Source organism: Wolbachia endosymbiont of Wiebesia pumilae (assembly GCF_017869285.1).
Classification (GTDB): Bacteria; Pseudomonadota; Alphaproteobacteria; order Rickettsiales; family Anaplasmataceae; genus Wolbachia; species Wolbachia pipientis.
Window position 1 is genome coordinate 712,152 of sequence record NZ_CP054557.1, and the last position, 20,865, is coordinate 733,016.

The following is a 20,865-nucleotide window of genomic DNA, read 5'->3' on the forward strand; positions in this document are numbered from 1 at the left end:
AAATTTTTGCAAAATTGCAAGTATAAGAAAATTTCTGTATAATAATTCTAGAGCAGTATTTGAGAGGTTATTATGGTGGCAATTCTAAATATAACAAAAGGCAAAAATAAAGTTATTGTGTCTGGATTAGCTGGAGCTTTATCAGCTTTAATATTTTTAACAGCAATCCACATTGCCGCAAAGATAGCCATTATCGTTTCTGCTGCTGCAGTTACTTACTTATTACTTTCGCTGATTCATAAAATAAGAACTAAAAAAGAACAGCCTGCTGAAATTACTGGTGTTTCAGGAGATGAAGGTGAAGAAAAAGGTACCGTAAAAGAACCAAAAAGAACTGAAACTGAGCTAGCAGAAGAAATAATAAGGAAAAGAGCAGAAGAGCGCATGGAGAAAGGATCACTTGGTGGCCCTATAAATGCGTTTGGCGAACCAATTCTTGATGAATTTAAGAACACTGAAGGCAGTCATTCTGCTGATTATACAAAAACTATGGTAGTACCTGAGAAAATTATTCTTGACATGTCAGATGATAGAAATCCTGCACAAAATAACTCTAGCTCTATAAAGAATCAGATGAAATCTCTCCCTGAACACATGGATGTATCTGGTAATCCACTTCCTGAGCAGCCACCGAGCAACCTTACCAATATAGGGCTTGGATCATCTAAAAGTACGCAGAAACTATCTGCTGCAGACTTGCTATTACAGTATGGGAATGTAAATAATGATGTGAGGAAAGTGCTAGAATGGCCAATTACCTCAAAGGAGTTTAATGGGTTAGGGTTTAACAGGTAGTTGCTATATCAAACTCTCCATCTTATATTGAGGATCAGATGCAATGCCATACACTCTATTTGGCGGAGCAATTTTGTTCTCTATACCACAAACTATACCTTCAATTATTGCTGTGAGTACTTTTTCAAGGTTACAATCTGTTCCAGGAACACGGTGCTCTAGGCGGCATCTTTTGGAATCGTTGCCAAAATAGGGAATTCTTATCGCAGCAGTTCTGTTATTTACTCCCCAACTAATCGTAGTTGGAGTGTGAATATCCGGATACTGAAATCTTAAATATGAATCATCATTTGGAGCAAAAAACAACATATGTTTTTTCATCATTGCACATAATCCACCAATACTATGAATCAGATAGTCACTGTACTTTTGCTCATTGATATAAAATAAGTTACCGTTATTTGAATTCACGAGATTAACATGCACATTTAATGCACTGCCTGCTCTATCCAAATAAGGCTTTGCTTTAAAAGAAACATTCCCACCTAGTTTTTGTGCTGTTTCAGTAAGTGATTGTTTTGCTAACTCAAAATGCTTAATTAAATTGTAGGAGTTCGTATAACAACCACTTTTTATCTCATACTGATGTGTAGAATTCTCCTTCTCGCAAGAAAATTCAAGAGATGCTATTTTATTTTTGATGCTATTCAGAAATAAGTATTCTTTTTCTATTCCTTCAATGTAAAACTCTAGTTCAATACCGAATACAGCATAACAACTCAAATTACTTAATATAATCATAAATTTGCTTCAGTAAATCTATATTAGGTTAGCTATATTTATATGAATACTTTACTTATTTGCCAGTAAATTTAACATCTTATTTATACATAATGTATTACTGTTTTTAATAGCATGCTTCTAATCCTCGATACAAGCGACATTTACAAATTGATCATTTTTTTGAAATAAAAATGATCAATTTTAATGTTTTTATACCCTTTACAACCCATCAAAAAATTACCATAATTTTTAGTATGTATTAAGTAGTATTAGCTTTTCATTTTGCAGTAAGCTATTGATTATCTTATATTTTTCTAATTATTGCTTTTTTCTTGGTGTGGTATATGAACTTAACTAGCCCTAAGGTTTCTACTATGTTTTTTGATCAGATTATTACAGTAACGGATCACAATGTTACTTGGGAAAAAATCCAAAATTGTCTTTATAATCTTTATGGAGAAGCAACATATAATAGCTGGCTGAGTTCACTAAAATTTGTCAATAGCAGAAATGGGGAAGTTCTTTTATCCGTGTCAACAAGGTTTATAAAAGAGTGGATTACAGTTCATTACATGAAAAAAATATTATCATTATGGCAAAGCGAAGATAAAAGTATACGTTCTATTGATATTCAAGTAATTGAGGAGAGGAATTCAAATTTTAATGTTATACTAAAAAACAGAGAGGAAAGTAATCATAATCTTGGTTCGCCGCTGGATCCAAGGTTCACCTTTGATAATTTTGTAGTGGGAAAGCCAAATGAATTAGCATTTACGGCGGCAAAGCGTGTGGCAGAATCTATAGATCCAATATTAGGCAGCAATCCTTTGTTTCTATATGGTGGAGTGGGACTTGGTAAAACACATCTAATGCATGCTATAGCTTGGCACATAGTCAATTCCCCATCAGCAAAAAGAAAAGTGGTGTATTTATCAGCAGAGAAATTCATGTACCAATATATTACAGCGCTGCGAAGCAAAGATATTATGTTATTTAAAGAGCAATTTAGATCAGTAGATGTATTGATGGTAGATGATGTGCAATTTATCAGTGGTAAAGATAGTACACAAGAAGAATTTTTTCACACTTTCAATGCATTGATAGACCAAAATAAACAATTGGTTATATCAGCTGATAGGTCTCCTAGTGATCTTGATGGAGTGGAAGAAAGAATAAAATCACGACTCGGTTGGGGGTTGGTGGCAGATATTAATGAAACAACTTTTGAATTAAGGCTTGGTATATTGCAGGCAAAAGTGGAGCAGATGAATATGTATGTTCCGAAAGATGTCCTAGAGTTTTTAGCAAGGAACATAAAATCTAATATAAGAGAATTAGAAGGAGCATTAAATAAGGTTACCCATACCTCATTAATTGGAAGAAGTATGACGGTAGAATCAGCTAGTGAAACCCTAATCGATCTTCTTAGGTCAAATCATAGGTCAGTCACAATAGAAGAAATACAAAAGAAAGTAGCTGAATTTTTCAATATAAAGGTTGCAGATATGCAATCCAATAGAAGGCTTCGCAGTCTTGCAAGGCCAAGACAAATAGCTATGTATTTTGCCAAAAAATTTACGCAAAAAAGCCTACCAGATATTGGGAGAAACTTTGGTGGCAGAGACCATGCTACTGTTATACATGCAGTAAAACAAGTAGAAAATTTTATAAAGACCGACTCAAAATTTGCTGATGAAATCAATCGATTAAAAAAAATGTTTAAGAGGTTGTCCGGAAACAAGTAAAAGGCTATAATATCTGAAATTTTAGTACGGGGTAAAGATGAGAAAAAAGTATCCAACAGATCTAAGCGAAAGGGAATGGGCAAGAATAGAAAAACACTTCAGAGTATCATACAAGAAAGGAGGAAGGCCGCCAAAGTATAGCAAAAAAGAAATATTAGAAGCAATTTTCTATGTATTGCGTACAGGGTGTCAATGGCGGTATTTACCAAATGATTTTCCGCTATGGAAGACTGTGTATGAGCAGTTCAGGCAATGGAAGAAGCAGGGAATTTTTGAGAAAATGAATTATGAAATTACAAAATATAGTAGAAGAAAAATAGGAAGGAATGAGCAGCCGAGTGCCTGTATAGTAGATAGTCAATCTGTAAAGACTACAGAAAAGGGGGGATCAAAGGCTATGATGGAAGTAAAAAAGTAAAGGGTAGAAAAAGGCATATAATTACAGACACTCAGGGTTTTATACTAGGTTGTTACGTAGGCGCTGCTAACGAAAATGATAGAGATGGTATTAAAATAGCATTAAACAATATGAGAACAAAATATACTAAAGTTAAAAAAATGTGGGCTGACATGGGATACCAAGGAAGAAATTTAAAGAATCACATAAAGGAAGAATATGACATAGATATTGAAATTGTTAAAAGGCCTCCATGTAGATTTTGGGTGCACAAAGATACGCCACCTGAGCTACTACCAACAAGAGAACAAGGGTTTAAAGTACAGCCAAGAAGATGGGTTGTAGAAAGGACTTTTGCTTGGGTTAATAGGAATAGAAGGCTATCGAAGGAGTATGATTTACTCACAACATCCACTGAGAATTTCATATACCTAGCTATGAGTAGGGTTATGTTAAAGAGGGAATATGCTTGAATTTACTAGTTTCCGGACAACCTCTAAGAATTGCGAGAATTCATTTAGAGCAAGATGCAGGAAAGAGCGTTCATGAGGAAAGCAGAACTTATGTAGAGTTAAATCGTGCAGGGGTTGCTTTAATGGAAATTGTTTCAGAGCCAGATCTCCGTTCATCTGCGGAAGCTGCAGAATGCATGAAAAAATTGAGGCAGATTTTGCGTTACATTGGTTCATGTGATGGTGATATGGAAAAGGGATCACTTCGTTGTGATGCAAATGTTTCTGTCCGCCTAAAAGGCAGTAGTACATTTGGCACTCGTTGTGAAATAAAAAATCTGAACTCGATACGTTATATTGTGCAAGCTATAGACTATGAAATACAAAGACAAATTGAAATTTTAGAAAGTGGAGAAGAAATAAGTCAAGATACCTTATTGTTTGACGTTGCTTCGGGAAAAACAAAAGTGATGAGAAGCAAAGAGGATGCAAGCGATTATAGATACTTCCCTGAGCCTGATTTATTACCTGTTGAGGTAAGCCAGGATAAAATTGATTTAATTCAATCATCTTTGCCCGAGTTGCCAGATCAAAAAAAGCTGCGATACATTGAGGAATTGGGTATCAATGAATACGATGCAAACGTCATTACCTCCGATAAAGCAATTGCTGATTATTTTGAGGAATTGATAAAAAAACATGATTCAAAGCTCGCCGTTACCTGGTTAACCGTAGAGCTTTTTGGTCGTTTGAATAAAGCAGGTATTGATATTGTGAGCTCCCCAATCAAAGCAAATGCTTTGTCCGAACTCTTAGATTTTATCGTTGATGGAACAATCTCTGCTAAACTTGGCAAGCAGGTATTCGATAGTATGTTTGAAACTGGCAAACCTGCATCTTTAATTATAGAAGAGCAAGACCTAAAACAAATAACCGATAGAGGTCAAATATCAGGAGTTATCGACACAATCGTCAATAACAACCAAGATAAAGTTCAAGAATACAAAAGCGGTAAAACAAAGTTATACGGATTCTTTGTCGGCGAAGTTATGAAACTTACCAAAGGAAAAGCCAGCCCTGATGTGGTGAATTCAATTTTGAGTGAGAGATTAAGTAATTAGTCACATTTTTTTATTTACATAACAGCACATCTCGTAGATATTCCAAGGTCTTTGTTACGATATCTGTATATCATGACATATAACTTTTTTACCATTTGTTGGTACTATTTTTAAAATTATGTGAGGTTGAGGATGCCTCAAACTTATCCTGCTTGGGGAAGAAAGCGGTCTCTTCATGGTGATATCTACCAACTAAAGTGGGTAATGCTGCTTCTCAAACGTGCAGTAGATGTTGGATATTCTTTCCGTTTAGCTACAGAAATGGAATCAGCTACGGGTTTTGATGATATTGTTTTTCAGGATAGGAAAAATGAAAAAATAGTACATAGGTTTATACAAAACAAACACAAGCAAAATGAATGCGAAAAAATCGGTGTAGGTAAATTGCTTTCAAAAAATAAAAGTGGTGAATTTAGCGTTCCAAAATATTTTGTTTCATATCTAAGAACCTGTCTTGAAAGGAACTAAGCAGCTAATTTAGCAAGCATAATAGTAATCATATTAAAGGAGATATTAGTTTTTGAAGTAAGAGGAGAATGCTCATAATCCTTGCTCATACGTCTAAAATTGGAAAGCCAAGCAAAAGTTCTTTCAACAATCCACCGTTTAGGAATAACTTGAAATCCTACAGCATCAGCTGCTTTTTTAGTAATCGTCAATAAACATCCTGTTTTCAATAAACAGTAATTTTGCAATTTACCAATATATCCCTGATCAGCGAGAAACCTTTGTAGCGTTGAAGCTTTTCGTTTAGCTTGAGTAAAAAGATTTAGAGCACCATCACGATCTTGAATGCCTGCACTATGAACATCAGCTGTAATAATTAGGCCTATTGTATCCACAATGATGTGACGTTTTCTACCCTTTATTTTCTTGCCAGCATCATATCCTCTGGATCCCCTTTTTGAGTGGTTTTCACTGATTGACTGTCAATTATTCCTACCGAAGGTATTTCATTTTTGCCAACCATTTTTCTTACCTTTTTTACTAACATATCGTGTATTTCTTCCAATTTGCCACTATTACGCCACCTGAGAAAATAATCATACACCGTTTTCCATGGCGGAAAATCTTTTGGCAGCATTCTCCACTGGCAACCACCTTTCATTATGTATCTTATTGCATTAATAATTGTTCTAATATTGTGCTTTCTTGGCCGTCCTACTGCACCTTGTGCAACACTTGGCTCCAAAATTTCCCATTCTTTGTCACTTATATCACTTGGATACATTTTTACCTACTATTTTTTACTTATCTCATCATATTCTCTTTCTCATTTCTTTTCAAGACAGGCTCTAAGTCAGTTTAGCTATAATTTCCTAAATTTGCTCACAATCTCTTGACTTGACACATATGTTTTTTTCCCAAATGTTACTATCTTCCTCCTTTTCCTTTCTCAATTTGTGCAACCATTTCCTTTACATTTGCATGCGTGAGAAGGGAATTTTTGCTGACATGAGATTTTGGATCAGATTTTGCTGTTACGTGTTTCGTTGCAGATCTTTTATTCTCTGTTAGAAATGAATGAGATTGTTTTTTCTTCACACCGATATCCGCTTGTGCTGCTGGAGTGGTTTTGCTTTCAGCAAGCTGTACATTAGCATTTCCTTTTGCTTGATTTTGCTCAAATTTTTCTTTTAATGCCTTTACTTTACTGCCCATCTCGCGATTAGCTCCTCCTTTCATAGTAGCTGCTGCTACTTTTGGTATCGCCTTACCAGCAGCTTTTTGTGCTGATTTCCTATTGTCTTGATTTTCAGATTTTAGTGGTACTCTTTCAGCTGATTTTTTAAGAATTACTCCTACTACTTTTGGCTCTGTGCTTACTTTTTGATTAGCACGGCTTAGATTTTTAGGCTTTGGCGGTACTGCAGGTTTATCTTTGATTACCACTTTCGATTCTTGTCTAACTTCTTGACCAGTAGTAAACATTTTTTTTGGCACTTGCGGTGGTTTTGGTGGTACGAGGGATTGAGGTTGTTGTTTCTGCTTACGTTCTCTTTTTGCTTCTATATGTTCTTTAGGAACTGTTGCATAAATTGGCTCTTCTTTGGGCGATTTTGAACTCTGCGAATTTTCTATTAAAATTTTACTCTTCTTCTCTTGATAATTTGATATCTCTTTGTATACAGACTCTTCATTTAATGAACTTCCATAGCCTGAATCTTCTCTCTGCTCATATAAAGGATTTTCCTTTTGCTTTTTCTCTTGATAATTTGATATGTCTTCATATTCAGACCCCTGATCTAATGAACTTTCATAGCCTGAATCCTCAGAAGGATTTTCCTTAGCATCAGGCATACTAAAACTATTAGCTCCTTTTAGTAAAGAAGATGTAGACTTTGCCTTGCTTTCTCCATCTGAGGATATTTCTGATTTAAAGCGTACCTTCCTCGAATCTGGAGCAGCCGGAGGTGCTGTTGTTGGTCGCTTTATTTGCCTCATGCGATTACCACCTAATTTTTCTTTCGGCTGTTCTTCTTTTCGCAGCTCAAAAGTACCTTCCTTTTGCTTTCTACCTTCCAAACTCACTTCGTGTGATCTATCTTTTCCTTGACTCTTTTCACTTTGTTCTAAATTTAAAGAATCTTTTAAAATATTATTTTTTCTGAGATGTACAGTCCCAGAGTGTGATGGTATGATAAAATATGAGAAAAAAATACCATCAAAGGAGGAGTTATGGGACAAATATTGCATGGGTGCGCCAAAACAACACAGACGATTCGTAGAGCAATACAAAATAGAAAAGAGAGCATAGCAAAACTCTCCAAGCATTATAACCTTAATCCAAAAACTATTATTAAGTGGAGAAAACGTTCATTTACGAAAGATGCTGATATGGGTCCAAAGCGTCCAAGATCGACTGTTTTAACGCTAGAAGAGGAAGCTATAATAGTTACATTTCGCAAGTATACACTACTGCCACTAGATGATTGCCTTTACGCTCTGCAGTCTACAATTCCGCATTTGACTCGCTCTAGCTTGCATCGTTGTTTACAAAGACACAACATTAGCAGATTACCAACTGTTGATGGAGAAGTTAAGTCAAAAAAGAAATTCAAACAATATCCTATCGGTTACTTTCATATTGATATTGCTGAAGTTAGAACTGAGGAGGGCAAATTACATTTGTTTGTTGCTATTGATAGGACATCCAAATTTACCTATGTTGAGTTGCGTAACAGTGCTACAAAACCCATAGCTGCTGAGTTCTTACGTAATTTGATTAGAATTTTACCGTATAAAATCCATACTATTTTGACAGATAACGGTATACAATTTACAAACCAGAAGCGTCATAAGTATGCTTTCCAACATATATTTGATAGAGTTTGCGAAGGGAATGTTATTGAACATCGTTTGACAAAAGTTAGCCATCCTTGGACGAATGGGCAAGTCGAGCGTATGAATAAAACTTTAAAGGATGCTACAGTTAAGAAGTATTACTATCAATCGCACCAGCAACTTAAAGAACACCTTTATAACTTTGTTATGGCTTATAATTATGCAAAGAGACTCAAAACTCTTAAGGGTCTTACTCCTTATGAATTTATATGTTATCAGTGGACACAGTCTCCAGAATTATTTATACTAAATCCACACCATCACACTCTGGGACCATACATCTAAGCAACTTTGAGTTCATGCTCCTGGTACTCTTGCTTTACCTTCCTGCATAATCGCTTTTGGAGGAAATATATTACTGGATGAAGAACTCACTATATCACCACACTTTAAACCTTTTACCGCTGCTTTGACTCCTTCTGAGACTTTTTTAGATAGACTAATTGTTTCAAAAGATTGACAAAGTTTTCCAGACCTTTCAAAATATCCCTGTTTAATAGCATCGTAGACCCAATATCCACCAAGCGAGCAATTCTCACCTAATTCTTCTTTACAATTTTTGAACTTTTCCAGTATTTCCTTTTTGTTACTAACTTCTACTATTATTTTATCTTGCTTGTCAGGGTACAAATTAACTTCTAATTCTCCTAAACTAGTAGAGAAAGTTAACACTATATTACTATTGTCTGCAAGATTAGTGTAATGCCTTATGCCATTTTCCGTTATAATTTCTACCTCACTTTTACCGATCTTTACTATATCTCTTCCGTATTCTATTTTTCCTTGAGTTAACCCTAAGCTCCTTGCCCCATCTGTTATCTTTGCGACATCTATTATGCTATCCTCTGAATACTCTAAGTAGAAAGTAGAGTTGTCCATTTTTGCATCTTTTAACTTACCATTAGTTGCACCTCTAAGAGCCTGTCTTGAAAAGAAATGAGAAAGAGAATATGATGAGATAAGTAAAAAATAGTAGGTAAAAATGTATCCAAGTGATATAAGTGACAAAGAATGGGAAATTTTGGAGCCAAGTGTTGCACAAGGTGCAGTAGGACGGCCAAGAAAGTACAATATTAGAACAATTATTAATGCAATAAGATACATAATGAAAGGTGGTTGCCAGTGGAGAATGCTGCCAAAAGATTTTCCGCCATGGAAAACGGTGTATGATTATTTTCTCAGGTGGCGTAATAGTGGCAAATTGGAAGAAATACACGATATGTTAGTAAAAAAGGTAAGAAAAATGGTTGGCAAAAATGAAATACCTTCGGTAGGAATAATTGACAGTCAATCAGTGAAAACCACTCAAAAAGGGGATCCAGAGGATATGATGCTGGCAAGAAAATAAAGGGTAGAAAACGTCACATCATTGTGGATACAATAGGCCTAATTATTACAGCTGATGTTCATAGTGCAGGCATTCAAGATCGTGATGGTGCTCTAAATCTTTTTACTCAAGCTAAACGAAAAGCTTCAACGCTACAAAGGTTTCTCGCTGATCAGGGATATATTGGTAAATTGCAAAATTACTGTTTATTGAAAACAGGATGTTTATTGACGATTACTAAAAAAGCAGCTGATGCTGTAGGATTTCAAGTTATTCCTAAACGGTGGATTGTTGAAAGAACTTTTGCTTGGCTTTCCAATTTTAGACGTATGAGCAAGGATTATGAGCATTCTCCTCTTACTTCAAAAACTAATATCTCCTTTAATATGATTACTATTATGCTTGCTAAATTAGCTGCTTAGTTCCTTTCAAGACAGGTTCTTAGAAAGCGCTCTGTATAATAATTTAAAATGGAGCTGGAGCTTTGTAGTACAATGTTTTCAAACGTTTAATATAATATTGACTTTACAACGATAGTCACTTTAAATTAGTAACTATTGTTGCAGTTAAAGTATCAATGCCTTTTTTCTTTTATTTTTTTGCAATTCTTAGCATTTTATCTGCTGTATGCGTAATTAGTGTAAGAAATCCTGTGCATGCAATATTATTTTTAATTTTCACCTTCGTTAACTCTGCAGTGCTTTTCATTCTCCTTGGAGCTGAATTCATCGCTATGATGGTACTGATAGTATACATCGGTGCAGTTGCAGTGTTGTTCCTCTTTGTAGTTATGATGCTCGATATTGACTACATAAGATTGCGCCAGGGTTTTGCGAAGCATTTCACTCTTGGTGCTATATTGTGTGGTGTGTTTTTTTTGATTATCAGTTTTGTAATCCGCAGCTCAACGCTGAATATAAGTAATGTTATAAACTATAATGCCAATAACGTGAAAGCTATCGGTAATTTGCTCTACACTGACTACATGTACGCTTTTCATCTTTCTGGAATTTTGCTACTTGTTGCAATTGTCGGTGCAATTGCTCTTACTTTGCAGGACAAGAAAAAAGGAGTTAAAAAACAGAATGTATTAAAGCAATTGACGCAATCTTCATCTGTAAAATTGGTTAAGGCTAAATTTGGAAAAGGAGTGGAATGGAAATAGGATTAAATCATTTTTTGATAGTTGCTGCTATTTTGTTCACTGTTGGGGTGTGCGGTATTTTCATCAACCGTAAGAGCATAATCAATATATTGTTATCAATAGAAATATTATTGTTGGCGATTAACATCAATCTAGTTGCTTTTTCTGCCTTTATGAATGATATAGTTGGGCAAATTTTTGTGATGTTTGTGTTGACTGTTGCGGCAGCAGAGTCAGGAGTTGGGCTTGCAATATTGGTTGTATATTATAGAAGCCGTGGCAATATAGATGTTGAACAAGCAAATTTAATGAAAGAATGAAAGTATGATGGATATACTGAAATTAATAGTATTTTTGCCACTTTTTGGTTCGCTATTTGCAGCACTTTTTAGAAAAAGTCAGTTAGTTACAACGGCAGGGATTGGAATATCTGCAGTTTTATCTTGGTATGTTTTTCTCACCTTCTCTGAAAATTATCACTTGAGTTTATTTCCTTTGTTTTCATTGAGCATCTTAAAAGTAAATTGGGCAATTAGTGTGGATGCTCTCTCATCCTTAATGCTTATTGTTATTACCACCGTTTCACTGGTAGTACATCTCTACTCTATCGGTTATATGGAGCATGATAAGGGGAAGTCGAGGTTTTTTTCTTACCTATCGCTATTTACGTTTTGCATGATTGTGCTGGTTGTAAGCGATAATTTCGTGCAGCTTTTTTTTGGCTGGGAAGGGGTTGGCCTATGTTCTTATTTACTCATAGGATTTTGGTTCCAAAAATATTCTGCAAATAATGCAGCAATTAAAGCATTTGTTGTGAATAGGGTAGGAGACTTTGCACTATTGATTGGAATCTTTCTTATTTATTATACATTTCACTCTTTGAATTTTACTGAAGTTTTTGACACAACTGATCTTCTTGGCACGCAGAACATTAGGGCATTCTGCTGTGAATTCAAAGTAACTCATATAATATGCATATTACTTTTTATTGGCTGTATGGGTAAATCTGCACAGCTTGGTTTACATGTTTGGTTGCCAGATGCAATGGAAGGGCCAACTCCTGTTTCTGCACTTATTCACGCAGCAACGATGGTAACAGCAGGTATATTTTTAGTAGCAAAGTGTTCTCCATTGTTTGAGTTATCAAATGTGGCACGAGAATTAATAGTTATCGTTGGAGCACTCACTGCTTTTTTTGCAGCCACCGTTGCAATTACTCAGAACGATATAAAGAAAATAATTGCTTATTCAACCTGCAGTCAACTTGGTTATATGTTCATGGCATGTGGGCTTTCTGCTTACAATGTTGCTATTTTTCATTTAATGACACACGCTTTTTTTAAAGCTCTACTATTTCTTGGTGCTGGCAATGTAATTCATGCAATGCATCATGAGCAAAACATTCAGAAAATGGGAAATTGCTGGAAGAAAATCCCTTGCACTTACGCTCTCATGTGGATTGGATCTCTTGCGCTTTCTGGGATATTCCCATTTGCAGGTTTTTATTCAAAGGATTTGATAATTGAACATGCTTATAGCACGGATAGCTTTGCTTTTGTAATAAGCTTAGTTGTTGCATTCTTCACAGCATTTTACTCTTGGAGGTTATTGCTTCTTGTGTTCCACAGCCAAAAACAAAGTAAAATTAATATACATGAGGCACCAAAGATTATGCTTATACCATTACTGATACTCGCTTTTGGATCAGTATTTTCTGGAATATGGGGAGCAAATATTTTGAACATAACTAGTAATGCGTTTTGGAAATCAAGTTTAGTGATGATTGATGAGCATGGAGTTCATAATTTCTTTATAAAACTACTGCCAACCTTAGCAAGCCTAAGTGGAATAGCACTTGCGTACCTAATTTACCAATATCAAGTAATTAGGCAAATTAAGAGTAAATTTTTACTTAAGTTTTTGCAGAATAAATGGTACTTTGATGAGGTGTATGAGTTTGTTATAATTGCACCGATAAGGTTTATATCTAGGCTTCTATGGAAGTTTGATGTTAAGGCTATTGATTCATTTGGACCAAATGGTGTTGTAAGGTTGGTTAATGAATGTTCAAAAAGTTCTATAAAGTTACAAACTGGTTATATATTTGATTATGCATTTATTATGTTTGTTACTCTAATAATCGGTGCTTTATATATTATTGGAATTAAATAGAAGGTGTTGTTACTTAGTATATTCTTGCTTCCACTGATAGGAGCGTTGATTTTATCCTTAATCAGGATTAATCATCAATCTATACACTTAAGATTCCTTGCTCTATTTTTTGCTGTACTTCCATTTTTGCTTAGCATTGTAGCTTGTATAGAATTTGATTATAACAATGCGGACTTTCAGTTTGTCAGCTACCCAATTAGAAATGTTGGAATAGGGATAGATGGTATATCGTTGCTTTTCCTTCTGCTTACAACTTTCTTGTTTGTAATTTGTACACTCTACAACTGCAAAATGAGTTATACGACCCTAAAAGCCTATATGGCATTGTTTCTACTGCTTGAGAGTTTTGTAGTCGGTTTTTTCGTTTCACTGAATGCTATAAGCTTTTATGTGTTTTTTGAAGCTGTTTTAATACCAATGTTCTTTATTATTGGCATCTGGGGAGGAAAACACAGGGTATATGCAACGTTTAAGTTGTTTCTTTATACATTAACTGGCTCATTATTATTTCTACTTGGATTGGTTTACATCTATAACATTTTTGGAACGTTTAATATACAAAAATTAGCTACATTAGTGCCAAGCCTTGATCTTGAAGTGCAGTCATTGCTGTGGATTGCATTTTTTATTTCTTTTGCAATAAAAGTACCGATGTTTCCATTTCACACTTGGCTTCCTGATGCACATGTGCAATCACCAACTTCTGGATCTGTGATTTTAGCTGGCTTGCTTATTAAAATGGGGGGATATGGATTTTTAAGGTTTTCTATTCCAATGCTTCCTCAGGCAAGTTTGTATTTTTCAAATTTCGTTGTTGTGCTGAGCATTATTGCGGTGATATATGCTTCTCTAGTTGCGTTTGCTCAAGATGATATAAAGAAGTTAATAGCTTATTCTTCAATAGCACATATGGGGATCGTTACTGCTGGCCTCTTTTCATTTTGTGAGGAAGGAGTACTGGGTAGCATATTTCAAATGATTAGTCATGGCCTTATTTCTGCTGCTTTATTTTTATGTGTTGGAATGCTATATACTCGAACTGGAACTTTGGAGATTGCAAAATATTTTGGCATAGTAAACACAATGCCAAAATTTGGTTTTATGTTCATTTTATTTTCAATGGCTTCAATAGGGCTACCTGGAACATCTGGGTTCGCAGGTGAGTTTTTGGCTATGGTTGGAATGTTTAAGAGCATAGGGTTTTTTACAGGATTTATCACACTTGGCACTATTTTAAGCGCAGTTTATATGCTGAATTTATGTAAGCAAATAATATGGGGGGTTAGCTATTCTAAATTATTAAATAACCGTTTGGATAGCATAGAATTTTCTGTCTTAATTCTGCTTGCAGTGTTTGTTATTTTGCTTGGATTTTACCCAACCCTTGCACTGAATTATTTGAAGCCATGTATGGCAAATTTGTTAGTCAAATATAATGCGCTATGAATTATATACAGATATTGCCGGAAACGTTCTCTATTATCTCCTCGTTAGTGTTGCTGCTGCTTGGGATTATATTTAACCGCAGAACTATCAACTTATTAGCACTTGGCTGCACAGTGGTAACTTTGATTATTTTAATTCTTTCGGCAGAAAACAATGAAATTTTTCTCTTTAATTCGTTGTTAAAACTCAATTTATACATCAGGTCAGCCCAAGGGTTAATTCTCAGCACAGGAATTTTAATACTTTTGATGCTGAATTTATCAAAATATGACTATAAGTATGAATTTTCAATGCTGATTCTTTTTGCGCTATTTGGCATGATAACTTTGGTTTCAGCAAATAGTCTGATTTCTTTTTATTTAGCTTTTGAGTTGATGAGTATATCTTTGTATGTTCTTGCGAGCTTTAATAAAGATTCGATTTATTCATGTGAAGCAGGAGTGAAATATTTTACACTCAGTGCATTATCTTCCTGCATTATGCTATATGGAATGTCGCTGCTTTATGGATATACAGGACAAGTCAATTTCTCTGAGCTCGGTTCATTCTTGCAAAACCATCAGATAACTTATGGAATAGTTTTTGGGTTAGTCTTTGTCCTAATTGGTTTGTGTTTCAAGCTTGCTATTGCTCCTTTTCATATGTGGGCTCCAGATGTCTATCAAGGTGCACCTACCATAGTAACTGCGTTTTTTTCTACGGCCCCAAAAGCTGCACTTGTAACATTTTTAATTCGATTGATGAATGAAGAGTTAGTAAATGTAAAAAGTTATGTTCAGCCTATTTTCTTATACGTTTCAGCATTGTCTGTGCTTATCTCAGCTTTTGGGGCCTTACGTCAGCAAAACTTAAAAAGGCTGCTTGCTTACAGTTCAATTGGTCACATTGGTTTTATATTTGCTTCACTTTCTATTTTTACACAAGCAGGAACAGATAGTGCCTTAATGTATCTGGTGATATATATCATCACAAGCATAGGGCTATTCTCATATCTCGTACAAATTGACGATGACGATTGTGATATTGCAAATTTATCTGGTATAGGGAAGAAACGCCCAATTGTAGCATTTCATCTTTCTGTGCTGTTACTCTCAATGTCGGGAATACCTCCACTTGCTGGGTTTTTCGCTAAATTTTTTATATTCAAAAGTTTAATAAATTCTGGCTTTATCAGCCTGTCCTTGATCCTTGTAATAGCGAGTGTGATATCATGCTACTATTATTTAAATATCATGAAAGTTATGTATTTTGATAAAGCTAGTGGTAATAAGGTTGCTTATTCTAAGGGTCTATTCATTATCACTTCAGTGGCTTCACTGATCAACCTCGTTCTTTTCTTGTATGTAGAAGATCTTTACTCACTCATTGAACTAAAGGGCTGACAAGGTGATCCCTGAGGGCTTTCATATTCATCATTACAAAGAAGTTTCAAGCACTAATAAAGAAGCGTTGGATTTAATTGATAAAGGAATATCAAATGAAACCGTTATTATTGCCGATAAACAAACAGAAGGCAGGGGGCGCACCGGAAAAAGTTGGGTTTCTCCAGAGGGTAATTTTTATGCGAGTTTGGTGATAAACCTCTTTAACGATTATCTGAATGAAAGCCAGCTTTCGGTGTCATTCCAGCGCGTGACGCTGGAATCTAGAAAAAAAGAAGAATGGATCCCAGTGTCAAGCACTGGGATGACATCAGAGGGCATTGGGATGACAGAGAAGGGTTTGGTGAATAAAATTGCGGATGTTAGCAAATTAACAGAATTGACTTTTGTTACTGCTCTTGCTGTTGGAAATACTATACTGTCATTTATAAATGGTCTAAATCTCCAGTATAAGTGGCCAAATGATGCCCTTATTGATGGCAAGAAAATAAGCGGAATATTGCTTGAAAAAAGATCCAATTCGAATTGGCTCATTATAGGAATTGGAATTAATGTCAGTCATGCACCACTTCCAGGAACAACGTGCATTAGCAATTACGGTGAGTCTGTGTCTAACATAGATCTGTTAAAGGAATTAATAATAAATTTTAATAAGCTAAGAAAGCAATGGCTATTTGATGGGTTTTATGCTATAAGAGAAATGTGGTTAAAAAAAGCATTCAAAATGAATGAGCAAATCAGTGTAAAGTTAGCTGACAAATTGTATGAAGGAATTTTTGCTGATATAGATAAAAGTGGTAAATTGGTGTTGCAGCAAAAGGATGGAAGCTTAATTTATTTTGATGCAGGTGAGTTATTTATTGGCAGTGCATTATGAATACATATGTAATTTTTGCTTACCTTATTAGTTTCACGCTGATTGTTGGAGAGCTAATTTTTACCATTTCTTGCTATACTAAAAGTAAAAAAATTCTAGAAAGCCTGAAAGATAATAATGAAGAAGAAACATAAGCGATTACTTATAACTTCAGGAATTTTCTGCTTTTTAAGCTGCATAGTCTTTTTTATTTTAACAACGCTCAAAGAAAATATCTCATTTTTCTATACAGTAAGTGAGGCAATAGTTTTACCAAATAGTCAAAAGCCAATCCGTGTTGGTGGAATGGTTGTTGAAGATAGTGTGATACGGAGCGAAAGTGAAGTAGTTTTTCAAATGACAGATTTTAACAAAAGCGTTGTGGTAAAATACCAGGGAATACTTCCACCGATGTTTTCAGAAAAAAGTGGTGTTGTTGTGCAAGGTAAAATGTCTGATAATAATACCTTTCTTGCAGATACGGTGTTTGCAAAACATGATGAGAACTATATGCCGAAAGTTTTAAAATAGATTCCTTAATCTGGCTATATTGAAATAGTATGTAGAGAGAGTAACAGCCTGCTAGCAAGCTGTGACTTTCCTAACTACTACAATATATCAGAGTGAGTTGGTGCTTCCCATTCATCATATTATCACCACCAATTGTTCCTGTTTTTAATTTTTCAACCTCTTCTTTTAGGTTGTTAAGGTTTCCTTCCAAAATTTTATAATCCTTCTCAGCCTCTATAGCTATCATCTCAAGCCTATCTAAATCTTTATACAATAGATCCACTTCATCTTGACGATCCTTCAGCTCATTATTCAATTTAGGAACAAATGTGTCGTTTAAATCTGCGATTAGTTTATCTAGAATTTTGTGAACGTAATTGACCGATGCATTCTTTTCTTTATCGCTCTCAAAAGATTTAGGCTTAATTTTGACCTCTATGTCGTCTATTACTCTAGGGTTATCTCCGCCTATTTCGCTTATTAATTCAAAGTTGCTTTCGCTTTCTTTTACACTGTAATTACTCATATTAACTTCTATAAAAAATTATACTTTTAAAATCAACTCAGCTACATTGAAATGGTATGTGGAGAAAGTAATAGCCTAGAGACTATTACTCTTTCCAGTTTAACCCCAATCTGGTTCACTAGTGGTATTGTCTTCTAATTCTTTTACTCTTGTCTGTAAGTTATTCAGGCTCTGTACTAAACCACTATCTACATTACCAACGTCTTCAATCAGTTGATTGACTTCTTCTTGTTCTCCATGCAAGTTAGTATTTACTTGCACAACAAGTCCGTCATTCATACTTTCAATCAGTTTATCAATAACACTATGAGTATAACTAACTTTCGCATTTTTATCTTTATTCGTTTCGTAATTTGTCGGTTTTGCAAGGGTAACTTTACTTATAATTTTTGGTTCATTGGCCATATAAACTACCTCATTAAAATTTAAAATTTCAAATAAAATCAACTATAGAAATATAAAAAGCTCTTTTCAAACCCATAAATATTTAGCTCAACAATACTTCGTATCCAGTCTGAAAGTACTCTTCCATTACCATTAGTTCAGCATTGGCGTTTTGAAGAGGGCCCTCCCATTTAGGTTCATCAGCAGAATCTCCAAGTTTCTTAATCAGCTCAAGGATTTCCTTTTGTTTTTCATTTTGTTCATCAAGTTTCCCTTTTAATGCATCAATAATAGCTTTAGACTGATCTTGATTGCTGAGATCACCAATCACAGCTGTCACTTTCTCATAAGGCAGTTTGTGAATAATCTCTTTAAGCTCTTCTGCACCTACGTTATCCAAAAGTTCTTTAAACTGCTCATTAGACATATTGCAAGCAAAAGCTTGAAGTTTGTCTGGGTTATCAACTAAAGACTTAATGATAATCTGGATCCTATTAGAATCAGTTAAATCCTGAGCAATTGCTTCGAGTTTCTCAGATGTATGGTCCCAGAGTGTGATGGTGTGGATTTAGTATAAATAATTCTGGAGACTGTGTCCACTGATAACATATAAATTCATAAGGAGTAAGACCCTTAAGAGTTTTGAGTCTCTTTGCATAATTATAAGCCATAACAAAGTTATAAAGGTGTTCTTTAAGTTGCTGGTGCGATTGATAGTAATACTTCTTAACTGTAGCATCCTTTAAAGTTTTATTCATACGCTCGACTTGCCCATTCGTCCAAGGATGGCTAACTTTTGTCAAACGATGTTCAATAACATTCCCTTCGCAAACTCTATCAAATATATGTTGGAAAGCATACTTATGACGCTTCTGGTTTGTAAATTGTATACCGTTATCTGTCAAAATAGTATGGATTTTATACGGTAAAATTCTAATCAAATTACGTAAGAACTCAGCAGCTATGGGTTTTGTAGCACTGTTACGCAACTCAACATAGGTAAATTTGGATGTCCTATCAATAGCAACAAACAAATGTAATTTGCCCTCCTCAGTTCTAACTTCAGCAATATCAATATGAAAGTAACCGATAGGATATTGTTTGAATTTCTTTTTTGACTTAACTTCTCCATCAACAGTTGGTAATCTGCTAATGTTGTGTCTTTGTAAACAACGATGCAAGCTAGAGCGAGTCAAATGCGGAATTGTAGACTGCAGAGCGTAAAGGCAATCATCTAGTGGCAGTAGTGTATACTTGCGAAATGTAACTATTATAGCTTCCTCTTCTAGCGTTAAAACAGTCGATCTTGGACGCTTTGGACCCATATCAGCATCTTTCGTAAATGAACGTTTTCTCCACTTAATAATAGTTTTTGGATTAAGGTTATAATGCTTGGAGAGTTTTGCTATGCTCTCTTTTCTATTTTGTATTGCTCTACGAATCGTCTGTGTTGTTTTGGCGCACCCATGCAATATTTGTCCCATAACTCCTCCTTTGATGGTATTTTTTTCTCATATTTTATCATACCATCACACTCTGGGACTGTACATCTAAGTTAGAATCACTTTTATAATCTTTGGCTACCAGATTTCCTTCATTTTCTTCCTCCAGACATATGTAACTGTCTAGGCAAGAACTGCTGCAAAGTTTTATAGGCAATAAGCCTAGTACTACATCGTTTTTATCATCCAGCGATACAAGCTCAACTTTTTTAATAGGCATTGTAGGATCATTACCTTCAGGCCACTTTATCCTTGTAGTCGGGGTTTTTCTAAACACCTCTTTTCCAGGTATCATCTTAAAAACATGCTTTTTTCCACTCATAGGCGTTACCAATAAATTAATTGTTAGTATTCTAACATTTATTGATTAATTTATTGTTAAGTTAGTATATATTACAATTGTAATAACCAACATTACTTGTGTAGAGAAAAGTTACGAAAAGAAATAGAGATTTTCAGGGAAATAGTATAAAATCCTCATAGATTAAAATAAGCTGCTTTGACAGGTTTTGTGGCGGCTAGAGCTGTATAGACTGGTGGAGGCAAGCGGGATCGAACCGCTGACCTTCTGCGTGCAAAACAGATGCTCTACCAGCTGAGCTATACCCCCAGGTAATTCTTGCTTAAAGCATAAATCACTCAGGCTGAAATGCAAGAAATATTTATCTATTAGGCTATTGCTAAATAGTGTACAAATTCTGCAGGGTGTACACACTTCTCTATTTTTTTGTCTCCTTAGCGTTATACGTCACACCATCCAAATAAATCTGTGAACTGAAAATTAACAAGAAGTTTTCCTTTGGAAATTTTTTTAAATTATTCATAGATTTTTTAACTAAATTATCACTAACGCAGTATATTATATAATTTATTTAACCACACATGAAAATTTTAGTTTGATTAAAACGGATAAAAACTGTATTGATGTTTAGTATAGCTGAAAAATGAAATGATCCCGTAGCTCAGCCGGTAGAGCAACTGACTTTTAATCAGTGGGTCACGCGTTCGAATCGCGTCGGGATCACTCACAAATTTTGA

General features: G+C 34.9%; 22 protein-coding genes, 2 tRNA genes and 3 pseudogenes. 17 read left to right on the forward strand and 10 right to left on the reverse strand.

The genetic code is table 11. The features are described 5' to 3' along the window. Positions 1 to 72 precede the first annotated feature (72 nt). Positions 73 to 795, forward strand: a complete 723-nt coding sequence (locus tag HUB92_RS03670; RefSeq protein ID WP_138264854.1) for a hypothetical protein — start codon at positions 73 to 75, stop codon at positions 793 to 795. A gap of 3 nt (positions 796 to 798) precedes the next feature. Here the strand turns inward: HUB92_RS03670 and HUB92_RS03675 are convergent, their stop codons facing one another. Next, the gene (locus HUB92_RS03675) at positions 799 to 1,536 is read right to left on the reverse strand and encodes a type I glutamate--ammonia ligase (protein ID WP_209472408.1); all 738 of its coding nucleotides are present in this window, start codon (positions 1,534 to 1,536) and stop codon (positions 799 to 801) included. 326 nt (positions 1,537 to 1,862) lie between these two features. On the opposite strand from HUB92_RS03675, the gene dnaA reads away from it, so the two are divergent. The 4 genes and pseudogenes from dnaA (at position 1,863) to HUB92_RS03695 (ending at position 5,701) form a co-directional block, all read left to right on the forward strand. Then, positions 1,863 to 3,263: a chromosomal replication initiator protein DnaA gene (gene dnaA / locus HUB92_RS03680; RefSeq protein WP_209472410.1), complete on the forward strand. Its 1,401-nt coding sequence runs from the start codon at positions 1,863 to 1,865 to the stop codon at positions 3,261 to 3,263. 37 nt (positions 3,264 to 3,300) lie between these two features. Further along, positions 3,301 to 4,133, forward strand: a pseudogene (locus HUB92_RS03685) (IS5 family transposase). 23 nt (positions 4,134 to 4,156) lie between these two features. Further along, positions 4,157 to 5,233, forward strand: a pseudogene (gene gatB / locus HUB92_RS03690) (Asp-tRNA(Asn)/Glu-tRNA(Gln) amidotransferase subunit GatB); the annotation flags it as partial. Positions 5,234 to 5,365: 132 nt separating this feature from the next. Next, a complete protein-coding gene (locus HUB92_RS03695) occupies positions 5,366 to 5,701 on the forward strand; it encodes a hypothetical protein (protein WP_209472414.1) in 336 nt (111 codons plus the stop codon). On the opposite strand, the gene HUB92_RS03700 is transcribed toward HUB92_RS03695, so the two are convergent. Next, a protein-coding gene (locus HUB92_RS03700) for an IS5 family transposase (RefSeq protein ID WP_410543339.1) occupies positions 5,698 to 6,464 on the reverse strand; the annotation gives its coding sequence in 2 pieces (ribosomal slippage) (positions 5,698 to 6,137 and positions 6,137 to 6,464; 768 coding nt in all). The genes HUB92_RS03695 and HUB92_RS03700 overlap by 4 nt on opposite strands. Here HUB92_RS03700 and HUB92_RS03705 point away from each other — a divergent pair. Next, complete coding sequence (locus tag HUB92_RS03705; protein ID WP_209472418.1) at positions 6,439 to 6,576, forward strand: hypothetical protein; 138 nt, start codon at positions 6,439 to 6,441, stop codon at positions 6,574 to 6,576. The genes HUB92_RS03700 and HUB92_RS03705 overlap by 26 nt on opposite strands. A gap of 31 nt (positions 6,577 to 6,607) precedes the next feature. Here the strand turns inward: HUB92_RS03705 and HUB92_RS03710 are convergent, their stop codons facing one another. After that, positions 6,608 to 7,930 (reverse strand): hypothetical protein, encoded by a 1,323-nt coding sequence (locus HUB92_RS03710; RefSeq protein ID WP_244663032.1) that lies wholly within the window; start codon positions 7,928 to 7,930, stop codon positions 6,608 to 6,610. On the opposite strand from HUB92_RS03710, the gene HUB92_RS03715 reads away from it, so the two are divergent. Next, a complete protein-coding gene (locus HUB92_RS03715) occupies positions 7,913 to 8,863 on the forward strand; it encodes an IS481 family transposase (RefSeq protein WP_209472420.1) in 951 nt (316 codons plus the stop codon). The genes HUB92_RS03710 and HUB92_RS03715 overlap by 18 nt on opposite strands. Positions 8,864 to 8,875: 12 nt before the next feature. Here the strand turns inward: HUB92_RS03715 and HUB92_RS03720 are convergent, their stop codons facing one another. Next, positions 8,876 to 9,586, reverse strand: a complete 711-nt coding sequence (locus tag HUB92_RS03720) for a hypothetical protein (protein ID WP_209472422.1) — start codon at positions 9,584 to 9,586, stop codon at positions 8,876 to 8,878. Between HUB92_RS03720 and HUB92_RS03725 the strand changes: the two genes are divergently transcribed. The 9 genes from HUB92_RS03725 to ccmE all read left to right on the forward strand — a co-directional run bounded on the left by HUB92_RS03725 (position 9,561) and on the right by ccmE (position 17,436). Continuing rightward, positions 9,561 to 10,327, forward strand: a protein-coding gene (locus tag HUB92_RS03725) for an IS5 family transposase (RefSeq protein WP_410543338.1) whose coding sequence is annotated in 2 segments (ribosomal slippage) — positions 9,561 to 9,888 and positions 9,888 to 10,327 — 768 coding nt in all. Because the reading frame shifts where the segments join, the coding sequence is not laid out codon by codon here. The two genes, HUB92_RS03720 and HUB92_RS03725, sit on opposite strands and share 26 nt — an antisense overlap. 155 nt (positions 10,328 to 10,482) lie before the next feature. Then, entirely contained in the window at positions 10,483 to 11,070 is a 588-nt protein-coding gene (locus HUB92_RS03730) for an NADH-quinone oxidoreductase subunit J (RefSeq protein ID WP_209472424.1), read from the forward strand. Then, a complete protein-coding gene (gene nuoK, locus HUB92_RS03735) occupies positions 11,061 to 11,369 on the forward strand; it encodes an NADH-quinone oxidoreductase subunit NuoK (RefSeq protein WP_010962953.1) in 309 nt (102 codons plus the stop codon). Before HUB92_RS03730 ends, nuoK begins: the two co-directional genes overlap by 10 nt. 4 nt (positions 11,370 to 11,373) lie before the next feature. Continuing rightward, positions 11,374 to 13,221, forward strand: coding sequence for an NADH-quinone oxidoreductase subunit L (gene nuoL / locus HUB92_RS03740; RefSeq protein WP_022626390.1), 1,848 nt, complete (start codon positions 11,374 to 11,376; stop codon positions 13,219 to 13,221). A 3-nt stretch (positions 13,222 to 13,224) separates the two neighbouring features. Then, a complete protein-coding gene (locus HUB92_RS03745) occupies positions 13,225 to 14,667 on the forward strand; it encodes a complex I subunit 4 family protein (protein WP_209472426.1) in 1,443 nt (480 codons plus the stop codon). Then, positions 14,664 to 16,049, forward strand: coding sequence for an NADH-quinone oxidoreductase subunit N (locus tag HUB92_RS03750; protein ID WP_209472428.1), 1,386 nt, complete (start codon positions 14,664 to 14,666; stop codon positions 16,047 to 16,049). The genes HUB92_RS03745 and HUB92_RS03750 overlap by 4 nt, the downstream gene beginning before the upstream one ends. Before the next feature lie 4 nt (positions 16,050 to 16,053). Continuing rightward, complete coding sequence (locus HUB92_RS03755; RefSeq protein WP_209472430.1) at positions 16,054 to 16,926, forward strand: biotin--[acetyl-CoA-carboxylase] ligase; 873 nt, start codon at positions 16,054 to 16,056, stop codon at positions 16,924 to 16,926. After that, positions 16,923 to 17,060, forward strand: a complete 138-nt coding sequence (locus HUB92_RS03760; protein WP_209472432.1) for a CcmD-like small membrane protein — start codon at positions 16,923 to 16,925, stop codon at positions 17,058 to 17,060. The genes HUB92_RS03755 and HUB92_RS03760 overlap by 4 nt, the downstream gene beginning before the upstream one ends. Beyond that, positions 17,044 to 17,436, forward strand: coding sequence for a cytochrome c maturation protein CcmE (gene ccmE, locus HUB92_RS03765; protein WP_174515681.1), 393 nt, complete (start codon positions 17,044 to 17,046; stop codon positions 17,434 to 17,436). The genes HUB92_RS03760 and ccmE overlap by 17 nt, the downstream gene beginning before the upstream one ends. 70 nt (positions 17,437 to 17,506) lie before the next feature. Here ccmE and HUB92_RS03770 read toward each other — a convergent pair whose 3' ends face one another. From HUB92_RS03770 to HUB92_RS03795, 6 genes and pseudogenes are all read right to left on the reverse strand, one after another. Further along, on the reverse strand, positions 17,507 to 17,941 hold the full coding sequence (locus tag HUB92_RS03770) for a hypothetical protein (RefSeq protein WP_209472434.1): 435 nt from the start codon (positions 17,939 to 17,941) through the stop codon (positions 17,507 to 17,509). 99 nt (positions 17,942 to 18,040) lie between these two features. After that, positions 18,041 to 18,346, reverse strand: a complete 306-nt coding sequence (locus HUB92_RS03775; protein ID WP_209472436.1) for a hypothetical protein — start codon at positions 18,344 to 18,346, stop codon at positions 18,041 to 18,043. Between the two features lie 82 nt (positions 18,347 to 18,428). After that, positions 18,429 to 18,872, reverse strand: a pseudogene (locus tag HUB92_RS06810) (MgtE intracellular N domain protein); the annotation flags it as partial. Continuing rightward, the gene (locus HUB92_RS03785) at positions 18,859 to 19,809 is read right to left on the reverse strand and encodes an IS481 family transposase (protein ID WP_209472420.1); all 951 of its coding nucleotides are present in this window, start codon (positions 19,807 to 19,809) and stop codon (positions 18,859 to 18,861) included. The pseudogene HUB92_RS06810 and the gene HUB92_RS03785, both read right to left, overlap by 14 nt. 37 nt (positions 19,810 to 19,846) lie before the next feature. Next, positions 19,847 to 20,149: a hypothetical protein gene (locus HUB92_RS03790; RefSeq protein WP_244663034.1), complete on the reverse strand. Its 303-nt coding sequence runs from the start codon at positions 20,147 to 20,149 to the stop codon at positions 19,847 to 19,849. 212 nt (positions 20,150 to 20,361) lie between these two features. After that, a tRNA-Ala gene (locus HUB92_RS03795) sits at positions 20,362 to 20,437 on the reverse strand. A gap of 341 nt (positions 20,438 to 20,778) precedes the next feature. Between HUB92_RS03795 and HUB92_RS03800 the strand changes: the two genes are divergently transcribed. Next, positions 20,779 to 20,851, forward strand: a tRNA-Lys gene (locus HUB92_RS03800). Positions 20,852 to 20,865: the final 14 nt, after the last annotated feature.